General features: G+C 68.5%; 19 protein-coding genes. 10 read left to right on the top strand and 9 right to left on the bottom strand.

The genetic code is table 11. From position 1 onward, the window contains the following. Nucleotides 1-112: 112 nt before the first annotated feature. Nucleotides 113-811 carry a type 1 glutamine amidotransferase gene (locus tag AC5JDC_RS17820; protein WP_495843230.1) on the bottom strand — a complete coding sequence of 233 codons (699 nt, stop codon included), beginning with the start codon at nucleotides 809-811 and terminating at the stop codon, nucleotides 113-115. Nucleotides 812-888: 77 nt separating this feature from the next. On the opposite strand from AC5JDC_RS17820, the gene AC5JDC_RS17815 reads away from it, so the two are divergent. From AC5JDC_RS17815 to AC5JDC_RS17800, 4 genes are all read left to right on the top strand, one after another. After that, nucleotides 889-1560: a hypothetical protein gene (locus AC5JDC_RS17815; RefSeq protein WP_495843228.1), complete on the top strand. Its 672-nt coding sequence runs from the start codon at nucleotides 889-891 to the stop codon at nucleotides 1558-1560. Nucleotides 1561-1766: 206 nt separating this feature from the next. Continuing rightward, nucleotides 1767-2366: a hypothetical protein gene (locus AC5JDC_RS17810; protein WP_495843225.1), complete on the top strand. Its 600-nt coding sequence runs from the start codon at nucleotides 1767-1769 to the stop codon at nucleotides 2364-2366. Nucleotides 2367-2417: 51 nt separating this feature from the next. Continuing rightward, nucleotides 2418-2642, top strand: a complete 225-nt coding sequence (locus AC5JDC_RS17805; protein ID WP_106773584.1) for a hypothetical protein — start codon at nucleotides 2418-2420, stop codon at nucleotides 2640-2642. Between the two features lie 74 nt (nucleotides 2643-2716). After that, complete coding sequence (locus AC5JDC_RS17800; RefSeq protein ID WP_495843223.1) at nucleotides 2717-3451, top strand: 16S rRNA (uracil(1498)-N(3))-methyltransferase; 735 nt, start codon at nucleotides 2717-2719, stop codon at nucleotides 3449-3451. A 39-nt stretch (nucleotides 3452-3490) separates the two neighbouring features. Here AC5JDC_RS17800 and AC5JDC_RS17795 read toward each other — a convergent pair whose 3' ends face one another. Beyond that, nucleotides 3491-4147: a TerC family protein gene (locus AC5JDC_RS17795; RefSeq protein WP_106773589.1), complete on the bottom strand. Its 657-nt coding sequence runs from the start codon at nucleotides 4145-4147 to the stop codon at nucleotides 3491-3493. Between the two features lie 1014 nt (nucleotides 4148-5161). Here AC5JDC_RS17795 and AC5JDC_RS17790 point away from each other — a divergent pair. Next, the gene (locus AC5JDC_RS17790) at nucleotides 5162-6535 is read left to right on the top strand and encodes a glutamate--cysteine ligase (RefSeq protein WP_495843219.1); all 1374 of its coding nucleotides are present in this window, start codon (nucleotides 5162-5164) and stop codon (nucleotides 6533-6535) included. A 41-nt stretch (nucleotides 6536-6576) separates the two neighbouring features. Here the strand turns inward: AC5JDC_RS17790 and AC5JDC_RS17785 are convergent, their stop codons facing one another. Together AC5JDC_RS17785 and AC5JDC_RS17780 are read right to left on the bottom strand one after the other, a co-directional pair. Then, a complete protein-coding gene (locus AC5JDC_RS17785) occupies nucleotides 6577-7464 on the bottom strand; it encodes a sigma-70 family RNA polymerase sigma factor (RefSeq protein WP_495843218.1) in 888 nt (295 codons plus the stop codon). A 50-nt stretch (nucleotides 7465-7514) separates the two neighbouring features. Continuing rightward, the gene (locus tag AC5JDC_RS17780) at nucleotides 7515-7841 is read right to left on the bottom strand and encodes a hypothetical protein (RefSeq protein WP_495843216.1); all 327 of its coding nucleotides are present in this window, start codon (nucleotides 7839-7841) and stop codon (nucleotides 7515-7517) included. A 133-nt stretch (nucleotides 7842-7974) separates the two neighbouring features. Here AC5JDC_RS17780 and AC5JDC_RS17775 point away from each other — a divergent pair, with 133 nt between their 5' ends. Together AC5JDC_RS17775 and AC5JDC_RS17770 are read left to right on the top strand one after the other, a co-directional pair. After that, the gene (locus AC5JDC_RS17775; RefSeq protein ID WP_495843215.1) at nucleotides 7975-8688 is read left to right on the top strand and encodes a DUF1428 domain-containing protein; all 714 of its coding nucleotides are present in this window, start codon (nucleotides 7975-7977) and stop codon (nucleotides 8686-8688) included. A gap of 104 nt (nucleotides 8689-8792) precedes the next feature. Continuing rightward, nucleotides 8793-9851: a DUF937 domain-containing protein gene (locus AC5JDC_RS17770; protein ID WP_106773593.1), complete on the top strand. Its 1059-nt coding sequence runs from the start codon at nucleotides 8793-8795 to the stop codon at nucleotides 9849-9851. Nucleotides 9852-9900: 49 nt separating this feature from the next. Here the strand turns inward: AC5JDC_RS17770 and AC5JDC_RS17765 are convergent, their stop codons facing one another. The 3 genes from AC5JDC_RS17765 to AC5JDC_RS17755 all read right to left on the bottom strand — a co-directional run bounded on the left by AC5JDC_RS17765 (nucleotide 9901) and on the right by AC5JDC_RS17755 (nucleotide 11000). Then, entirely contained in the window at nucleotides 9901-10296 is a 396-nt protein-coding gene (locus AC5JDC_RS17765; protein ID WP_495843234.1) for a type II toxin-antitoxin system VapC family toxin, read from the bottom strand. Then, nucleotides 10296-10541: a type II toxin-antitoxin system VapB family antitoxin gene (locus AC5JDC_RS17760; RefSeq protein ID WP_495843213.1), complete on the bottom strand. Its 246-nt coding sequence runs from the start codon at nucleotides 10539-10541 to the stop codon at nucleotides 10296-10298. Before AC5JDC_RS17760 ends, AC5JDC_RS17765 begins: the two co-directional genes overlap by 1 nt. Nucleotides 10542-10733: 192 nt before the next feature. Next, nucleotides 10734-11000: a DUF1127 domain-containing protein gene (locus tag AC5JDC_RS17755; RefSeq protein ID WP_106773596.1), complete on the bottom strand. Its 267-nt coding sequence runs from the start codon at nucleotides 10998-11000 to the stop codon at nucleotides 10734-10736. Nucleotides 11001-11170: 170 nt separating this feature from the next. Here AC5JDC_RS17755 and AC5JDC_RS17750 point away from each other — a divergent pair, with 170 nt between their 5' ends. Further along, nucleotides 11171-12130: a LysR substrate-binding domain-containing protein gene (locus tag AC5JDC_RS17750; RefSeq protein WP_106773597.1), complete on the top strand. Its 960-nt coding sequence runs from the start codon at nucleotides 11171-11173 to the stop codon at nucleotides 12128-12130. Nucleotides 12131-12356: 226 nt separating this feature from the next. Here AC5JDC_RS17750 and AC5JDC_RS17745 read toward each other — a convergent pair whose 3' ends face one another. Further along, complete coding sequence (locus AC5JDC_RS17745; protein ID WP_120785124.1) at nucleotides 12357-13637, bottom strand: adenylate/guanylate cyclase domain-containing protein; 1281 nt, start codon at nucleotides 13635-13637, stop codon at nucleotides 12357-12359. A gap of 130 nt (nucleotides 13638-13767) precedes the next feature. Between AC5JDC_RS17745 and xseA the strand changes: the two genes are divergently transcribed. Then, nucleotides 13768-15339, top strand: a complete 1572-nt coding sequence (gene xseA, locus AC5JDC_RS17740) for an exodeoxyribonuclease VII large subunit (protein ID WP_495843210.1) — start codon at nucleotides 13768-13770, stop codon at nucleotides 15337-15339. A gap of 32 nt (nucleotides 15340-15371) precedes the next feature. Here xseA and AC5JDC_RS17735 read toward each other — a convergent pair whose 3' ends face one another. Continuing rightward, the gene (locus AC5JDC_RS17735) at nucleotides 15372-15659 is read right to left on the bottom strand and encodes a hypothetical protein (protein WP_495843208.1); all 288 of its coding nucleotides are present in this window, start codon (nucleotides 15657-15659) and stop codon (nucleotides 15372-15374) included. Between the two features lie 41 nt (nucleotides 15660-15700). Between AC5JDC_RS17735 and AC5JDC_RS17730 the strand changes: the two genes are divergently transcribed. Further along, nucleotides 15701-15868: a hypothetical protein gene (locus AC5JDC_RS17730; RefSeq protein WP_495843206.1), complete on the top strand. Its 168-nt coding sequence runs from the start codon at nucleotides 15701-15703 to the stop codon at nucleotides 15866-15868. Nucleotides 15869-15954: the final 86 nt, after the last annotated feature.

Below are 15954 nucleotides of genomic sequence, written 5' to 3'. Positions count from 1 at the left end.
CGCTACGCGGCCCCGGAATGACGGTCATCATCGGCATATGCGATTGCCCTGCCCTTTGAAGGGAAGGTTAGGGGTGGGGCAATTCCATAGGCAATCGAGTGCCGCCGCCGCGTCAGATCAGGCCGACCCAGGCGCGGGCGATGGCAAGGCCGGCCGCGTCGGCACCCGGTCCGTGGTGGGCCGCCTCGCTTTCGTAGCGGTCCGGCCAGTCGGGCTGGCGCTCGGCGATGGTGCCGGCGAAGGCCGTGTTCCATTCATGCACCAGCTTGCGGTCGGCCTCGAAATGGAACTGCACGCCGTAGGTAGCGCGGCCGAGGCGGAAGGCCTGGCTGTTCGCCACCCCGCTCGAGGCTAGATGCGCGGCGCCGGGCGGCAGGGTGAAGGTGTCGTCGTGCCACTGGAAGATGCGGAACTCGGGCGCCACGCCGCCCAGCACGGGATCGACCGCGCCTTCGCCGGTCAGGCGGACCGGGCACCAGCCGAACTCCCTCGCCCCCCCGATCCGGTTCTCGCCACCGAAGGCCCGCGCCAGAAGCTGGCTGCCCAGGCAGATGCCGAGGACGGCCTTGTCCCTTGCGGTGAAGTCACGGGCGAGGTCGAGCAGCGCCGGGAAATAGGGATAGGCCTCGTCGGCCAGCGCATTCTGCCCGCCGCCCAGAAGCAGGGCGGCGTCGTAGCCGTCGGAGGTCCGCGGCAGCGCCTCGCCGTCATGGGCCATGCGCTGGTCGAGCTCGGCGCCCGCCTCGGCAAGCGCGGCACCCACCTGGCCGAGGCCGGTGGCGGGATAGTTGTGGACGACGAGAACCCGCATCGAAAATCCTGTTTCGGAATGCAAAGAGGCTTTTGCCCGATATCATGGGCGGCAGACATGTCGATAGGGCCACAGCCATGCCATTGCAGAACCGCGTCGATCCGTTCGGCGACATCCAGGCCGTGCCGGAGCGCGGCCTGTTCACGGGAAACCGCGGCGTCATCCACGACCCGGAGACCAAGACGCTGCTCGAACGGCGCTGGACGACGAAGGCCTGGATCATCTGCGAATGCGAATTCCGCGGGCACAAGCGCGCCGTGATGGGCCGCAACGCGCCCTCGGGCAATGCCGGCTGGACGGAGCTGTTCTTTCTCGACGAGGTGACGGCGCTCGCCGCCGGCCACCGGCCGTGCTTCTACTGCCGGCGAGAGAAAGCCGAGGAGTTCGCCGACTGTTTCGGCAAGGCGTTCGGCATCGCCCGGCCGAAGGCGGCGGAGATCGACGCGCGACTGCATGCGGAGCGGCTGGCGAGCGGCGGCGACCTTGTCGACCTCGACCATGACGCCATTGAGGCGCTGCCGGACGGGGCGATGCTGTTCCAGGGCGAGCGCTGCTTCGCCAAGAAGGGCAAGGACCTGCGCGCCTGGAACTTCTGGGGCTATGCCGATTCGTGGGACCATTTCGACCTGGCGCTCTACGACATCTGGCGGCTGACCCCGCCGACGACGATCGAAGTGCTCAGGGCCGGATACCGGCCGGTGTGGCATCCGAGCGCCGATCGCCGAAGACCGAAGAGCGGACACGGATAACCAGCGGAATCGTTCCCGGTCAGAAGGTGATGCTGCTCAGCGTCAGGTAGAGAACGGAGCCGATCACCCCGACCGTCACAAAGGCGGCGAGCCATGCCGACGGTTCAGCCGCCAATCGGGCGAGATGTCGCACAGGCTTCTCCTTGCCGCCCGACTGTCCGGATGACAGCCGACGATGCGTTTTCATCCGCCGGGCGGCCGGATGCATGCTTCATGAACCGGCTCAGCTCATCCGGCGGCACGCTCAGCCTGAGGTGGCCGTCGCCCATGAACCAGCAGCGCCTGGAAAGAAGCTGCCGACTTCCGGACCCTATCAGCACGCGATCGGGATAGCGAGACAATTGGAAGTCCGGCCGATTCATTCCCGTGGGGCGGTTTCCGTGATACGGTCGCCGCTCACGCTCGCAATCAGGCGCGCCTGTCCAGATCACGGATTGGACATTTCCATGCACGTCCCGGAATGGGTTTCTCCCGCCTTCCTCGGCGCGGGGGCGGGCGCGATCGCGCTGGCGGTCGCCGGCTTCGCATGGGGCGGCTGGGTCACCGACGGCACGGCGCGGCGGATGGCGGACAACGCGGCCGCGGCGGCGGTCGTCGTGAGCTTGACGCCTTATTGCCTGGAACGATCGAGAACCGATCCTCGATCCTCCGACGTCCTGGCCGACCTGAAAATCGTCAGGGCCTTTCAGCGGCCGGATCTCGTCGTTCAGGCGGGCTGGGCCACGCCGCTCGGCGAGGACAGGCCGAACCGGGCGCTGGCCAGCGCCTGCGAGCAGGCACTGGCGGCGGCTCCGAGCATTCGCTAGGCGCCGAAAGGTGCGGAAGGCAACCCGGGTCGCAGATCAAGGATCATACGCATGCTGGTCTCCACCTTCACCGCGCTCAGAACCCAGGGCGTCGCTTCCCGCACGCTGCGGCGGGCGACGGCGCTGAACTTCAACGAATCCGCCCTTTCGGCGATCCGGCTGCCCGACGACCTGCCCGATGGCGTGACCCAGGCGTTCTGGACCGAGATCGTGTCCGCCCGCCGCGCCTACCGGAAGAAGACGGGGCACAACATCGAGGACGTTCTGGCCAGCTGAGCCGGACGGGCGAGACCGCGACTCGGAGCGCGGCGCGGCTTGACCATGCCTGCCACCTGTCGCATTGCTCGGCCATGCGCGCCAATTACAAGATGCAGCGGCTGTTCCTCGGCGACGGCCTTTCGGCCGGCAAGGTCGTCGAGGCCGGGGCGCGGCACAGCCATTATCTGCTCAACGTGCTGCGCATGGGCGACGGCGCGGAGGTGCTGGTCTTCAACGGCCGCGACGGCGAATGGCGGGCGGTCGTGGAGCCGCGGTCGAAGAAGGCGGCGATGCTCCGGCTTACCGAGCAGACGCGGCCGCAGCCGCCGCATCCCGACCTCGTCTACTGCTTCGCGCCGCTGAAGCAGGGGCGGCTCGACTATCTCGTGCAGAAGGCGGTGGAAATGGGCGCCGGCCTGCTGCAGCCGGTCGTCACCCAGCACACGCAGGTGGCCAAGGCCGGCACCGACCGGCTCAAGGCCAACGCCGTCGAGGCGGCCGAGCAATGCGGCATCCTCGCGGTGCCCGAGGTGGCGGAGGCGGTGAAGCTGGAGCGGCTGCTGGCCGGCTGGGACAAGGAGCGGCGGCTGGTCTTCTGCGACGAGGATGCGTCCACCAACAACCCCCTGCCCGCGCTACAGGCGATTTCGGAGAAAAAGCTCGGGCTGCTGATCGGCCCGGAAGGCGGGTTTTCCGGCGACGAGCGCAGGCAACTCAGGGCGCTGCCCTTCGTCACCGCCATCCCGCTCGGGCCGCGCATCCTGCGCGCCGACACGGCGGCCGTGGCGGCGCTGGCGCTGGTGCAGGCGACGGTGGGGGATTGGTAGAGGCATGGCGCCGCGAGACGGCGCCATGCCCCGAAAGCTCTACACGCCGTTGACGGCGGTCATGACCTCCATGCCGCCGCGATAGATCATCTCGACGGAGACGTAGAGGATGACGGCGAGGCCGACATAGGCGATCCAGCGGTGGCGCTGCAGGATGCGGGCGATGAAGCTGGCGGCGATGCCCATCAGGGCGATGGACAGGACGAGGCCGAACACCAGGATGTAGGGATGGTCGCGCGCAGCACCGGCGACGGCCAGAACGTTGTCGAGCGACATCGACACGTCGGCGATGACGATCTGCCAGGCAGCCTGCGCGAAGGTCTTGCGCGGGGCGCCGCCGGCGACCGTGCCGTCCCGGTTGATGTCCTTGCCCTCCAGCGCCTCGGCGCCCTCGATCTCCTCGGCATGGGTGGTGCGCAGCTCCCGCCACATCTTCCAGCACACCCACAAGAGCAGCACGCCGCCGGCGAGCAGCAGGCCGACGATCTGCAGGAGCTGGGTGGTGACGGCGGCAAAGCCGATGCGCAGCACGGTGGCGGCAATGATGCCGATCAAGATGGCCTTGGCGCGCTGCTCCTTCGGTAGGCCGGCGGCGGCGAGGCCGATGACGATGGCGTTGTCGCCGGCCAGCACGAGGTCGATCAGGATGACTTGCAGAAGCGCCGACATCGCTTCCGGCGTAAAATATTCCATCATTTGGCACCCATCTTTCAAATGGGGGTGCCGGCATGGTGGAGCGCGACGCGCAACGTCCCGCGGAGGCATGTCCGGATGCCTACGCAGCAGGTTCGATCGATGCGGTCGTCAGCTGGATTCCACGAATACCGGGCCCCGAGTTTGGACTTCCAGTCCGACATCACAGCTCGTGCGAGCTGCCAGAGGGGCCCGGTCTGGTGGCCTTCCTGTAGCGGCGCGGCGCGGCAAATTCAAGAGCGGGAGAGGTGACCCTGTCGACAAATGATCGTCGTTGCCGCCCTCGTCACCGGCCGCCCCCCCTCACCTGCCTGCCGGCATCCTCCCCCGTGAAGAACCTATCGTGTTCACACACATCTGGTAGGATGCCGTCGGCGCGCCGGAGCAGTTCACAACCGGTACGGCATGGATCCCAGGGTCTGCGCCTCCGCTGCGCTCCGGCTCCGCCCCAGGATGACGAAAGCCTTGATGTTGCAGGCTAATCACCACCGTCAAAGGCTCACGGGCCGCTGGCGAGTAGCCGAACCATTCCGTCTCATCCTATGGCGGAGCAGGCCGAAGGCCGTCGCGCAGACCATAGGATCCATGCCGTGGCGCAGCGACACGCCCAGCGGAGCAGAACGAAGTACGCAAGAGCACCCGTAAAGCAGCGGCACATCAACACGATCTGCCAACGATGGAAGATGTGTGAACACGATAGGTGAAGAACGGGGAGAAGGCCGCCTGCCGCGGCTCTTTCGCAAATGTCCAGTGGCGGTGATTTGGCGAAATCGACAGCCATGCCTCGAAAGCGGGGAAGCCAAAGCCGATGCAGAAGAACCCTCAATGCGGCACCTGGTCCTCGTGAGCCCGTCGAAAGAGGGAGCGCCGGCCGCCAAGATGCGGTCGTCCTGCCCGCGGTAGCCCGCCACCCCCGTCCCACGATCAAATCGGCTAAGCTCAGGCTCAACAGATTTCGCTTGATCGGGCAGGCTCGTCTCGTCCATCAGGACGGCACCGAGTTACCAGGGGCAGGCAATGGCGCGCGACACAACGGATTCCCGGCCGATCGAGGATGTCGGCGAGCTGGTCGGCTATCTCGCCGCTGGCAACAAGCCGCGCGACAAATGGCGCATCGGCACCGAGCACGAAAAATTCCCCTTCTATGTCGACGGCCACGCGCCGGTGCCTTATGGCGGCGAGCGCGGCATCCGCGCCCTGCTGGAAGGCATGCAGCGGACGCTGGGCTGGGATCCGATCCTCGACGACGGCCGGGTGATCGGGCTGGTCGAGCCGACCGGCCAGGGCGCCATCAGCCTGGAGCCGGGCGGGCAGTTCGAGCTGTCCGGCGCGCCGCTGGAGACCATCCACCAGACCTGCCGCGAGGGCAACGCGCATCTGGCGCAGGTGCGCGAGATCGCCGAGCCGCTCGGCATCCGCTTCCTCGGCCTCGGCGGCAGCCCGAAATGGCGGCTTGCCGAGACGCCGAAGATGCCGAAGTCGCGCTACGACATCATGACCCGCTACATGCCGAAGGTCGGCACCAAGGGTCTCGACATGATGTACCGCACCTGCACCATCCAGGTGAATCTCGACTTCGAGAGCGAGACCGACATGCGCCGCAAGATGCAGGTCGGCCTGAAGCTGCAGCCGCTGGCCACCGCGCTGTTCGCCAACTCGCCCTTCACCGACGGCGAGCCCAACGGCCTGCAATCGTGGCGCGGCGAGATCTGGACCGACACCGACAACCAGCGCTCCGGCCTGCTGCCCTTCTGCTTCTCGCCAAACTTCGGCTTTGCCGATTATGTCGACTGGGCGCTGGACGTGCCGATGTATTTCGTCATCCGCGACGGCCGCTACCACGACATGACGCATCTCACCTTCCGACAGTTCATGGAAGGGGTCGCGCACAACTCCATCCCCGACGGCCTGCCGACCATGGGCGATTGGGCGAACCATCTCTCCACGCTGTTCCCCGACGTCCGGCTGAAGCGTTTTCTGGAAATGCGCGGCGCCGACGGCGGGCCGTGGCGGCGCATCTGCGCGCTGCCGGCCTTCTGGGTCGGGCTGCTCTATGACGCGGCGGCGCTGGACGCTGCCGAGACGCTGACCGCCGACTGGACGTTCGAGGAGGTGCGGGCCTTGCGCGCCGCCGTGCCGGCCGAGGGGATCGCGGCGGAGTTCCGCGGGACGAGCCTGCGCGACATCGGCCGCGAGGTGCTGACCATCGCCCGCGACGGCCTCAAGGCGCGCGCCCGCAAGAACCGCGACGGCTATGACGAGACGACGTTCCTGTCCACCCTCGACGAGGTGGTGGCGCGCGGCACCACCAGCGCCGAGGAGATGCTGCAGGCCTACCACTCGCGCTGGGGCGGCTCGATCGAGCCGGTGTTTTTGGAGTATGCGTATTAGGGGGCGGCGGGCAAACGGCCGCCTTTCCCAGCGCAAACGCGCTATCGGCCGGCCTCCCGGACCTCCGCATCAGCCAGCACATACGGCGCATAGCGGAAGTCGCGGACGTCGGCGACCGCGCCGTCCTGCCAGCCGAGCAGCATGAAGCCGCGCAGGGCGCCGTCCCGCGGGTCGCGCACGAGGATCGCAGGGCGGCCGTCGACGAAGCCCAGCGACAGCGCCCAGTCGTGCACGCGGCTGTAATTGCCGAAATAGTTGGAGACCTCGGCCTTGCCGCGCATGCGGGTGCGGTTGACCACCTCGCAGCGGACGTCCTCGGCCACCAGCGCGCGCACGGCGTCGAAATCGCGGGCGTTGAAGAAGTCGATGTAGCGGCGCAGCAGCATCTCCTCCCCGGCGTCGAGCGCCGGCTGAACGATCTCCTCGGGCGCGTCGGCGAGCGCTTTCAGCTGAGCCCGGCCGCGATGCAGGGCGGCCTTGGTGGCGGCGAGCGTCGCGCCGGTGACCTCGCAGGCCTCGTGCAGGCTCAAGCCCAGCACGTCGACCAGGATGACGGCGCTGCGCTGCGGCACCGACAGATGCATGAAGGTCTTGAGGCCGAGCCGGGCGATGTGGCGGCTGTCGGCGCGGCCGGACTCGTCCTTGACCGTGGTCATGTCGGCCTCCGTGATGCGTGCCCTTTCGCGGGCGCGGCGGCGCAGGAAATCCTGGGCGGCGTTGTGGGCGATGCGGAACAGCCACTGCTCGGGGCGTTCGACCGCGACGCTGCCGTCGAGCGCGGCGAGCGCCTTGACCAGGGTTTCCTGAACGATGTCCTCGCCGTCGATGACCGAGCCGGCCATGCGCGCGCAGTAGCGGTGCAGCTTCGGGCGGAGCTCGACCAGCAGCGTCTCCAGCCCGCTCCGGCCGGCTCCCTGTGCGGTGCTCATGGGCAGGAATCTCCAGGCTTCGGGCATCGACTATGCATGGAAGACATCGCCTAGTCGCCCTTTTGCGGCGCGCCGAGCATATGGTAGTCGCCGAGGACGGTCGCGGCCGACCGGGCGAGCGGCGAGGAGCGGCGGTCGGCGTGATCCTTGGTGAAGGCGCGGAAGGCGGCGAGCCGCGGCAGCGGCGAGGCGTCGTCGCCGTCGGGGGTGCCGACGAGGTGGATGAATTCCCCGCCCTCCAGCTCGAGCACGAGATAGCGCAGCGCATCCGGACGCGCCCGGCCGAGTTCCTCGAAGACGCCGGCGATCAGGGCGCGATTGTCCTCCAGGCCGGCATCCCCGACGCCGTAGCGAACGACCGTGTAATTGTAAGCCATCGTCTTTCTCCTGTTTCCCGAAAAAGACGTCGGACATCGGCGAAAAGATTCTTCGGCGGCCGAGAATCTTTTCGGCGGGCTGCGTCGTCTGCTCCAATGTCAGGGCTTTGCCCGCCGAACCAGGGAGAGGACAATGAGCTACATACACGGATTCGTCGCCGCGGTGCCGACCGCCAACAAGGAAGCCTATCGCGAGCATGCCGGGGCTGCGGCGGCGATCGCCAGGGAGTTCGGCGCGACCCGCGTGGTCGAGGGCTGGGGCGACGATGTGCCCGACGGCGAGGTCACCGACTTCCGCCGCTCGGTCAAAGCCGGACCTGGCGAGGCCGTCGTGTTCGCCTGGCACGAATATCCGTCGAAGGCGGTCGCGGACGCGGCGATGCGGAAGATGAGGCAGGATGCGCGCATGAAGCAGCTCGGCGCGGACATGCCCTTCGACGGCCGACGGCTGATCCACGGCGGCTTCAGCCGCCTGATCGAGGAGACGGCGGGCGGGGCGACGGGTTATGTCGACGGCTCGCTGATCGCCGTGCCGGCGGCCGCCAAGGAGGCCTACGCCAAGCTGGCGGCCGAGCTGACGGCGGTCATCATGGAACACGGCGCCACGCGGATCGTGGATGCCTGGGGCGAGGACGTGCCCGACGGCAAGGTCACCGACTGCAGGAGCGCGGTGCAGGCGGGCGGCGACGAGCAGGTGGTCTATTCCTGGATCGAATGGCCGTCGAAGGAGGCGCGCGACGCCGGCTGGGAGAAGATCATCGCCGATCCGCGCATGTATGCGGAGACCGAGCCCTACGACAACAGCCGCCGCGTCCATGGCGGCTTCATGCCGATGCTCGACGTCTGACGCGGATTTTTTACCACGGCATGACCTTGCGTCACATGCCTGTGGTCCGCTCGCCCGAGTTGGAGTAGCCTGAGGCGCCAAAACGGCGCTTCAGGAGGATCGAGATGCCTACCTTGTTCGACATGATGGCCCAGAACGGCCAGGGCATGGACCAGCTCGCCCGCCAGTTCGGGCTGTCGCAGCAGCAGGCGCAATCGGCGGTCGAGGCGCTGATGCCGGCCTTCAGCCAGGGGCTCAAGCGCAACACCGCCGACCCCTATGGAGTCGCCGGCTTCATGACAGCGCTGGCGAGCGGCCAGCACGCCAAATATTTCGAGGACGCGCAGAACGCCTTCTCGCCGCAGGGCGTGGCCGAGGGCAACGGCATCCTCGGCCATCTGTTCGGCTCCAAGGACCTGTCGCGGGCGGTGGCGGGCCAGGCGGCGCAGGCGACCGGCATCGGCCAGGACGTGCTGAAGCAGATGCTGCCGGTCATCGCCTCGATGATCATGGGCGGCCTGTTCAAGCAGTCGACGGGCCAGGCGGCGCAGGCCGGCGGCTTCGGCGGCGGCGGCAACCCGCTCGGCGAGATCATCGAGCAGATGATGCGCCAGGGCGGCGGCATGGGCGGCGGCCAGCCGCAGCAGCGGCAGCAGGCGCCGGACCCCGCGAGCCCGGCGGACAACCCGCTCGGCAAGATTCTCCAGGACATGTTCGGCGGCGGTGCCGGGCAGCAGGTGCCGTCGCAGCCGCAGCAGCGCGGGCCGGCACCGGCGAACCCGCTCGACAACCCGCTCGGCAAGGTCTTGCAGGACATGTTCGGCGGCGGCGCCGGGCAGGCGCCGTCGCAGCCGCAGCAGCCGCCATCGCGGCCGCGCCAGGCTCCGCCGCAGCCGCAGCAGGCGCCCGGGCCGTTCGGCGACAATCCCTGGGGAAAAATCCTCGAGGAGATGATGCGCGGCGGCCAGGCGCAGCAGATGCCGCAGGCGGAGCCGGAACCGCAGCCGGCGCCGCGGCAGCGCGCTCCCGAGCAGCGCGCCAACCCGAGCGGCCGCCAGCGCAACCCCTATGACGACCTGTTCGGCGACATGTTCGACACCGGCGCAAAGCAGCGCGACGACTACCAGAAAGGCGTGGAGTCGATCTTCGAGCAGTTCACGAAGGGGATGGACCGGTACCGGTAGCGATCAGACAGCAGGTCGGCCATTCCGACGACCAATCGCCGGCGCGCCATCAGGCAGCCTCGATGTCGGTCTGCGGAAAGTCGGCGCCCTTGTACATCAGCGGCTGGCCGTAGTGCCGGGCACAGGCATAGGCAAAGCAGTCGCCGAAATTGAGCCGCGCCGGATGCCGGCCCTTGCCGTATCGGTCGAATGCATCGAGCGCGAGCGGCGCGGCCGCGGGCGGCACAGCGACCATCTCGATCTCGACGAGTGCGAGATAGTCGGAGACGGCATCCGCCGCTTCCTTCACCGGCAGGTCCAGCACCCTTGCGACTGCAATCGCCGCTTCCCAGACCGCGAGCGGCGAGGTCAGGCGTTTCCTGCTCCGCTGCATGCGCGCCAGCAGTTCGCGCGCATCATCCTCATCGGTCAGCAACGCCGTCAACGCGGAGGCATCGATGAACATCATCCATCCTCATAGAGACTGTCGCGGAACGCCTTGTCGGCCGGCTGGCCGCGGTCCGGCCTCCCCTTGGCGCGGAGCCGCCGGCAAAAGTCGACGCCGACCTCGACCAGGGACGGTTTCGCCTGCTCGCGCTCGAGTTCATGAGCGAGAGCCGTATGGACGGCCTCCGTCAATCCGACGCCCTTCAGTCCGGCCACCTTCCGAGCCAGCGCTTCGGTTTGCGGATTCTTGATATGGAAAGCCAAGGCCCGGTCTCGCTATATCAGCCTGTGTAGCGGTATATAGGCGAACGGATACACCGCGTAAAGAACGGCGGGCGATTCACCCCAAGATTGATCGAGCCATAAAAAATGCCCGGTCCTAGAGGACCGGGCAGGAGTGCAGGCTACCGGCAAGGGGAGCCGGAGGGTTGGGAGCGCCTGCAAAAAGCGTCCGGCTCAGGCCTCCTCGGCCCGCGCGTCGACGATGGCGCGCAGCCTGGTCGTCGGATCGAGGCCGAATGGCGAGGTGACCGCGACATGCAGGTCGGCGCGGGTCAGGCCGATGTCCCTGAGCTCGGAGTCGGTCATGTCGCTGAGGCGGTAAAAGGCGCGCCGGTTTCGCCAGGCGCGGACGAATTTCGAGACGGTGTTGAGGCCGCGCGCCAGGAGAGTCGTGCGCCCGGCGGCGCGCGTGGTGTCGGTGGCGAGGTCGAGGGCCGTCATGTCAGGTCTCCTTCAATCGGTCCACGCGCAATCGTTCGGGCGGAATCCATCTTCCGCCACGGTGGGTTCGAGCCGCTTTTCGTGGACACAGTCACAATCGCACGGGGACATTGATTAATCCAACGAATGTTTTTAATCTTTGGGATCAACATTGGTGATGGATTGACCCGATGAGCGCGCCCCTCGACCTCGACCAGCTGCAGACCTTCATCATGATCGCCGACACCGGCAGCTTCACCAGGGCGGCCGACGAGGTGCACCGCACCCAGTCGGCGGTGTCCATGCAGATGCGCCGGCTGGAGGAACGGATCGGCAAGCCGCTGTTCGAGAAGGAGGGCCGCCTCAACAGGCTGACGGAAGAAGGCGAGAAGCTGCTGGGCTATGCGCGCCGGCTGATCCATCTCAACCGCGAGACGCTTTCGGCCTTCGACGACGCGCGGCTGGAGGGGACGATCCGGATCGGCACTCCCGACGATTATGCCGACCGCTTCCTGCCGGAGATCATGGCGCGCTTCACCCGCTCCAACCCCAAGGTCGAGATCACCGTCATCTGCGAGCCGACGCCGGGGCTGGCCGAGCACATCAAGCGCGGCAATCTCGATCTGGCGCTGGTGACCCACAGCGAGGAGCGCGGCCAGTCGGAGGTGGTGCGGCGCGAGCCGCTGCTGTGGGTGAGCTCGGCCAACCACGCCACCCAGGAGCAGGAGGTGCTGCCGATGGCCTTCGGCCGGCCGACCTGCGTGTGGCGACGCGCCGCCTGCGACGTGCTCGACCGCATGGGCCGCGAGTACAAGGTGCAGTTCACCAGCTTCTCGGCGACCGTGGTCGCCGCAGCCGTGCTGTCGGGACTGGCCGTCTCGGTGCTGCCGGAATGCGCGCTGAGGCCCGGCATGCGCGTGCTCGGCGAGGCCGACGGTTTTGGCGCCCTGCCCGACTGCAAGATCGGCATCATGCGCGGCCACACCATGCGCCCCGACCTGGTCGACGCGCTGGTGCGCCACATCAGCGAAAGCCTCGACAACATCTCGGTGCCGGCGATCGAGGAAGGCGGCTCGTTCGACTTCGCGGCGCTTGCCTTCGCCCGCGCCAAGCGGCTGAAGCCGAGCAACATGCTGCCGGGGGGATGGTGAGGTCTGGAGCGCCGGGTTCCCCGGTGCGTCCTTCGAGGTCGTGCCTGCAACGCCAACCTGCCGCATCGATCCCAGCGTCTGATCACTGATCACAGGTCAGCGACAGAACCCCCTCTCCGTCTCGCCCTACGGGCTCGCCACCTCTCCCCCACTTCGTGGGGGCGAGGAACCCAGGCTGGAGAGGGCGCCGTGGCAAGACGTCCGGACCGCGATCGGTCCCGAGATGTCACACCGCCAATGCAGCCCGGCCGCCGGCGGCGGGCGTGGCGCCGGCTGCCCGGCCGGTGAGGAAGGAAAGCTGCATCGGCCCCTTGCCCTTGACCTCGACGAGGCCGCGCTCGGCGAAGCGATAGGCGTCGCCGATGGCGTATCTCGCCTGCGGCGACACCTGGATCCAGCCCGGCTCGCCATGCGCCTCCATGCGCGCGGCGACGTTCACCGTATCCCCCCAGACGTCGTAGAACTGCTTTCGCTCGCCGATGACGCCGGCGACCGCCGGGCCGCTGTGGATGCCGATGCGCACCGCGACCTCCTCGCCGAACTCGTCGGAGAGCTTCTTCATCACGGCGAGCATGTCGAGGGCCATGTCGGCGACCGCGCCGGCATGGTCGGCACGCGGCTCGGGCATGCCGCCGGCGACCATGTAGGCGTCGCCGATGGTCTTGATCTTCTCCAGCCCGTGCGCCTCGGCAAGCCGGTCGAACTCCAGGAAGATGCGGTTGAGGAAGCGCACCAGCCGGCGCGCCGGCAGCGCCGAGGCGCGCGCGGTGAAGCCGACGATGTCGGCGAACAGGATGGTCACGGCCGGCAGGTCGTCGGCGATCACCTCGTCCGGCTGGCGCTTCAGCCGCTCGGCGATCGAGGCCGGCATCAGCGAATGCAGCAGCCGCTCGGAGCGCTCGTGCTCGGCCTCGAAGGCTTCCTCGTACTCCTCGGCGCGGCGGAAGGTGTAGAGCGCCGCAAGCAGGTTGAAGGCGGCCGACATGCACACCGACAAGAGGAAGGTGGCCGAGGTCAAAGCCTCGGACATGACGATCAGCCGGGATTTTTCCGGGAAGGTCAGCTCGATCAGCGCGAAGGCTGCAAGCATGACGAGAAAATAGAAGGCGACCAGCTTCAGCCGCCGTGAGCCGAGCACCATGACGATGGTCGACGGGCCGGCGAGCAGGAAATACTGGAAGCCGGATTCGGTGCCGGCGATCCAGGCATAGGCGGCGTCGCCGACCATGGCGGTCGCCCACAGATAGGTGCCGGCGGCGAACTCGCCGAAGCGGTGCATCAGCGGCGTGGCGAGCCACACCAGCGAAAAGACCAGCAGCGCCGCGACGAAGGGCAGAAAGTTCCGGAAGTCGAGCAGCGCGAACAGGACGGCGAATCCGGTGTTGGAGATGACCGTGGCGAGGCTGACGAAGTTGACGATCTCGCGGCCGCGCCGGCGCCTGCCGCCGGCGTCGTCGACGCCGGCCTGCACATAGGCGGCGGCGAGGTTGCGCAGCGATGCGGCCATGCCCGACACGATCTTTCCTTCACTCCGCCCGAACCGGACAGTTTTAGACCAAACGGCGGCAGGACGCGACGGGGAGACGCGCCGTGCCGCCGCCCTTGACCCCGCCCCCCGAAAGCGGGTCAATCGGCACATGGAAGACCTGTTGAACGAATCGAAGACGAACGCCGCCGAATTCACGGTCAGCGAGCTCTCCAACGCGCTGAAGCGGACCGTCGAGGACGCCTTCGGCCATGTGCGCGTGCGCGGCGAGATCTCCGGCTATCGCGGGCCGCATTCGTCCGGGCATGCCTATTTCTGCCTGAAGGACGACCGGGCGCGGCTCGACGCCGTCATCTGGCGCACCGCCATGGCGCGGCTGAAGTTCCGTCCCGAGGAGGGCATGGAGGTGATCGCGACGGGGCGGCTCACCACCTATCCCGGCAAATCCAACTACCAGATTGTCATCGACAGCCTGGAGCCGGCAGGCGCCGGCGCGCTGATGGCGCTCTTGGAGGAGCGCAAGCGGCGGCTGGCGGCGGAAGGCCTGTTCGACGCGGCGCGCAAGCGCCGGCTGCCCTACATGCCCGGCGTCATCGGCGTCGTCACCTCGCCGACCGGCGCCGTCATCCGCGACATCGTGCACCGCATCAAGGACCGGTTCCCGCTGCGGGTCGTGGTGTGGCCGGTGCGCGTGCAGGGCGACACCTGCGCGGCGGAGGTCACCGCCGCCGTGCAGGGCTTCAACGCCCTGCCGGCCGGCGGGCCGATCCCGCGGCCGGACCTCATTATCGTGGCACGCGGCGGCGGCAGCCTCGAAGACCTCTGGGGCTTCAACGACGAAGCCCTGGCACGAGCGGTGGCGGCGTCGGACCTGCCGGTCATCTCGGCGGTCGGCCACGAGACCGACTGGACGCTGGTCGATCACGCCGCGGACGTGCGTGCGCCGACGCCGACGGGTGCGGCGGAGATCGCGGTGCCGGTGCGCGCCGAGCTTGAGGCGCGGCTCGCCAATCTGGGCGCCCGGCTGCGCGGCTGCATCGGCCGCTCCGGCGACCGCAAGCGCACGGCGCTGAGGGCCGCGGCGCGCGCCCTGCCCTCGCCCGACCAGCTGCTGGCGCTGCCGAGGCGGCATTTCGACGAGGCGACCAGCCGGCTGCAGCGGGCGCTGGTGGTGGGCGTGGAGCGCAAGCGGGCCAGGCTCGGCGCCGTGCGGCTGGCGCCGGCGACGCTGGCCAGACAGATCGGCGAGACCCGCCGGCACCTGGAGCGCGATTTCGTGCGCGCGCTGACGGCGTTCCGGGCCGGCATCCGGCAAAGGCGGATAGACTATTCGCGCTGCGCGGCAAGGGTGACGCCGGCGCCGCTGCAGCGCCGCAACGGGCTGGCGCGGCAGGCGCTCGGCGCCCTCGCCGGCCGCCACGACAAGGCGATGGCGCTGCGGCTGGAACGCGTCCGGGCGCGGCTCGGCCAGGCCGACCGGCTGCTGGCGACGCTGAAACTGTCCGACCAGGCGATCCTCGAGCGGGGGTATGCGCTGGTGCTGGGGCAGGACGGCGGCGTGATCAAGCGGGCCGCCGACGTCTCGGCCGGCGCGCCGCTGTCGCTGCGCTTCGCCGACGGCGAGGCGCATGCGGTGGCGACGTCCGGAGAGGCCGCCAGGCCTGCGCGGGGCAAGCCGGCCGACAAGAAGGCGGCGCCGGGCGGACAGGGTTCGCTGTTCTGAGGCCGGCTCAGGTGGCGCCTGGCGCCTTGTCCCTATGGACGCGTCGATGACGTCCCCTCGTCGGCGCCATGATCCTTGCGCGGCAGCCGGTCCGCCTTGCCGGGCGCCGTACGCTGCCGCGGCGGCTCGACCTGGCCGGCAACGCCGGCGTCGGCCATAAACACCATGACCTGCCGGAAGGACTGCTCGACCCGGGCGAGGGCGATATAGACGATCACGGCGATCGCGACATAGACCGTCGCCATCAGCAGCGGCGGGCCAAGGCTTGCGAGGCGTGGGGGCCGCGACGCATCCGCCGTCCTGTGCGAAGTCCCGTTCACCGTCTCGCCGCCCGCCAGGTTGCGGCCGGAAGCTGCCGGCCATGCTCAGGAAGATCGTCGAAGCCCGTTGCCGGCAGCGCATCGGCCGGGAAATCCGCCCCGCCGCCGCGCAGCCTGCGGCAATCCTGCCAGAAGCGGGCGGAACGGACAACCTCGGCACGGCGCGCCGCTGCCGGCGGACCCGCGGCTGCCGATCGGCCATGCCTTGAAGACGCTTCTGCGCAGCTGCGGGATGGCCGTCGGCAGCGCAGGCGAAGGAACAATTCCCTGACCCGAAGGTTCGCCGCACTGGACA

It is taken from the genome of Kumtagia sp., assembly GCF_059502445.1.
Note: the sequence above shows the minus strand (reverse complement) of the source record. Positions and strands in the feature narration are given on the sequence as shown.

Excerpts from the sequence above, each read along its gene's own strand:
- AC5JDC_RS17755 (WP_106773596.1), bottom strand. The coding sequence starts at position 11,000 with ATGACGGCCCTCGACCTCGCCACCGACACCACGCGCGCCGCCGGGCGC.
- AC5JDC_RS17805 (WP_106773584.1), top strand. The coding sequence starts at position 2,418 with ATGCTGGTCTCCACCTTCACCGCGCTCAGAACCCAGGGCGTCGCTTCC.
- AC5JDC_RS17750 (WP_106773597.1), top strand. The coding sequence starts at position 11,171 with ATGAGCGCGCCCCTCGACCTCGACCAGCTGCAGACCTTCATCATGATC.
- AC5JDC_RS17730 (WP_495843206.1), top strand. The coding sequence starts at position 15,701 with ATGCTCAGGAAGATCGTCGAAGCCCGTTGCCGGCAGCGCATCGGCCGG.
- AC5JDC_RS17780 (WP_495843216.1), bottom strand. The coding sequence starts at position 7,841 with ATGGCTTACAATTACACGGTCGTTCGCTACGGCGTCGGGGATGCCGGC.
- AC5JDC_RS17785 (WP_495843218.1), bottom strand. The coding sequence starts at position 7,464 with ATGAGCACCGCACAGGGAGCCGGCCGGAGCGGGCTGGAGACGCTGCTG.
- AC5JDC_RS17775 (WP_495843215.1), top strand. The coding sequence starts at position 7,975 with ATGAGCTACATACACGGATTCGTCGCCGCGGTGCCGACCGCCAACAAG.
- AC5JDC_RS17810 (WP_495843225.1), top strand. The coding sequence starts at position 1,767 with ATGCTTCATGAACCGGCTCAGCTCATCCGGCGGCACGCTCAGCCTGAG.
- AC5JDC_RS17790 (WP_495843219.1), top strand. The coding sequence starts at position 5,162 with ATGGCGCGCGACACAACGGATTCCCGGCCGATCGAGGATGTCGGCGAG.
- AC5JDC_RS17820 (WP_495843230.1), bottom strand. The coding sequence starts at position 811 with ATGCGGGTTCTCGTCGTCCACAACTATCCCGCCACCGGCCTCGGCCAG.
- AC5JDC_RS17800 (WP_495843223.1), top strand. The coding sequence starts at position 2,717 with ATGCGCGCCAATTACAAGATGCAGCGGCTGTTCCTCGGCGACGGCCTT.
- AC5JDC_RS17765 (WP_495843234.1), bottom strand. The coding sequence starts at position 10,296 with ATGTTCATCGATGCCTCCGCGTTGACGGCGTTGCTGACCGATGAGGAT.
- xseA (WP_495843210.1), top strand. The coding sequence starts at position 13,768 with ATGGAAGACCTGTTGAACGAATCGAAGACGAACGCCGCCGAATTCACG.
- AC5JDC_RS17745 (WP_120785124.1), bottom strand. The coding sequence starts at position 13,637 with ATGGCCGCATCGCTGCGCAACCTCGCCGCCGCCTATGTGCAGGCCGGC.
- AC5JDC_RS17815 (WP_495843228.1), top strand. The coding sequence starts at position 889 with ATGCCATTGCAGAACCGCGTCGATCCGTTCGGCGACATCCAGGCCGTG.
- AC5JDC_RS17770 (WP_106773593.1), top strand. The coding sequence starts at position 8,793 with ATGCCTACCTTGTTCGACATGATGGCCCAGAACGGCCAGGGCATGGAC.
- AC5JDC_RS17795 (WP_106773589.1), bottom strand. The coding sequence starts at position 4,147 with ATGATGGAATATTTTACGCCGGAAGCGATGTCGGCGCTTCTGCAAGTC.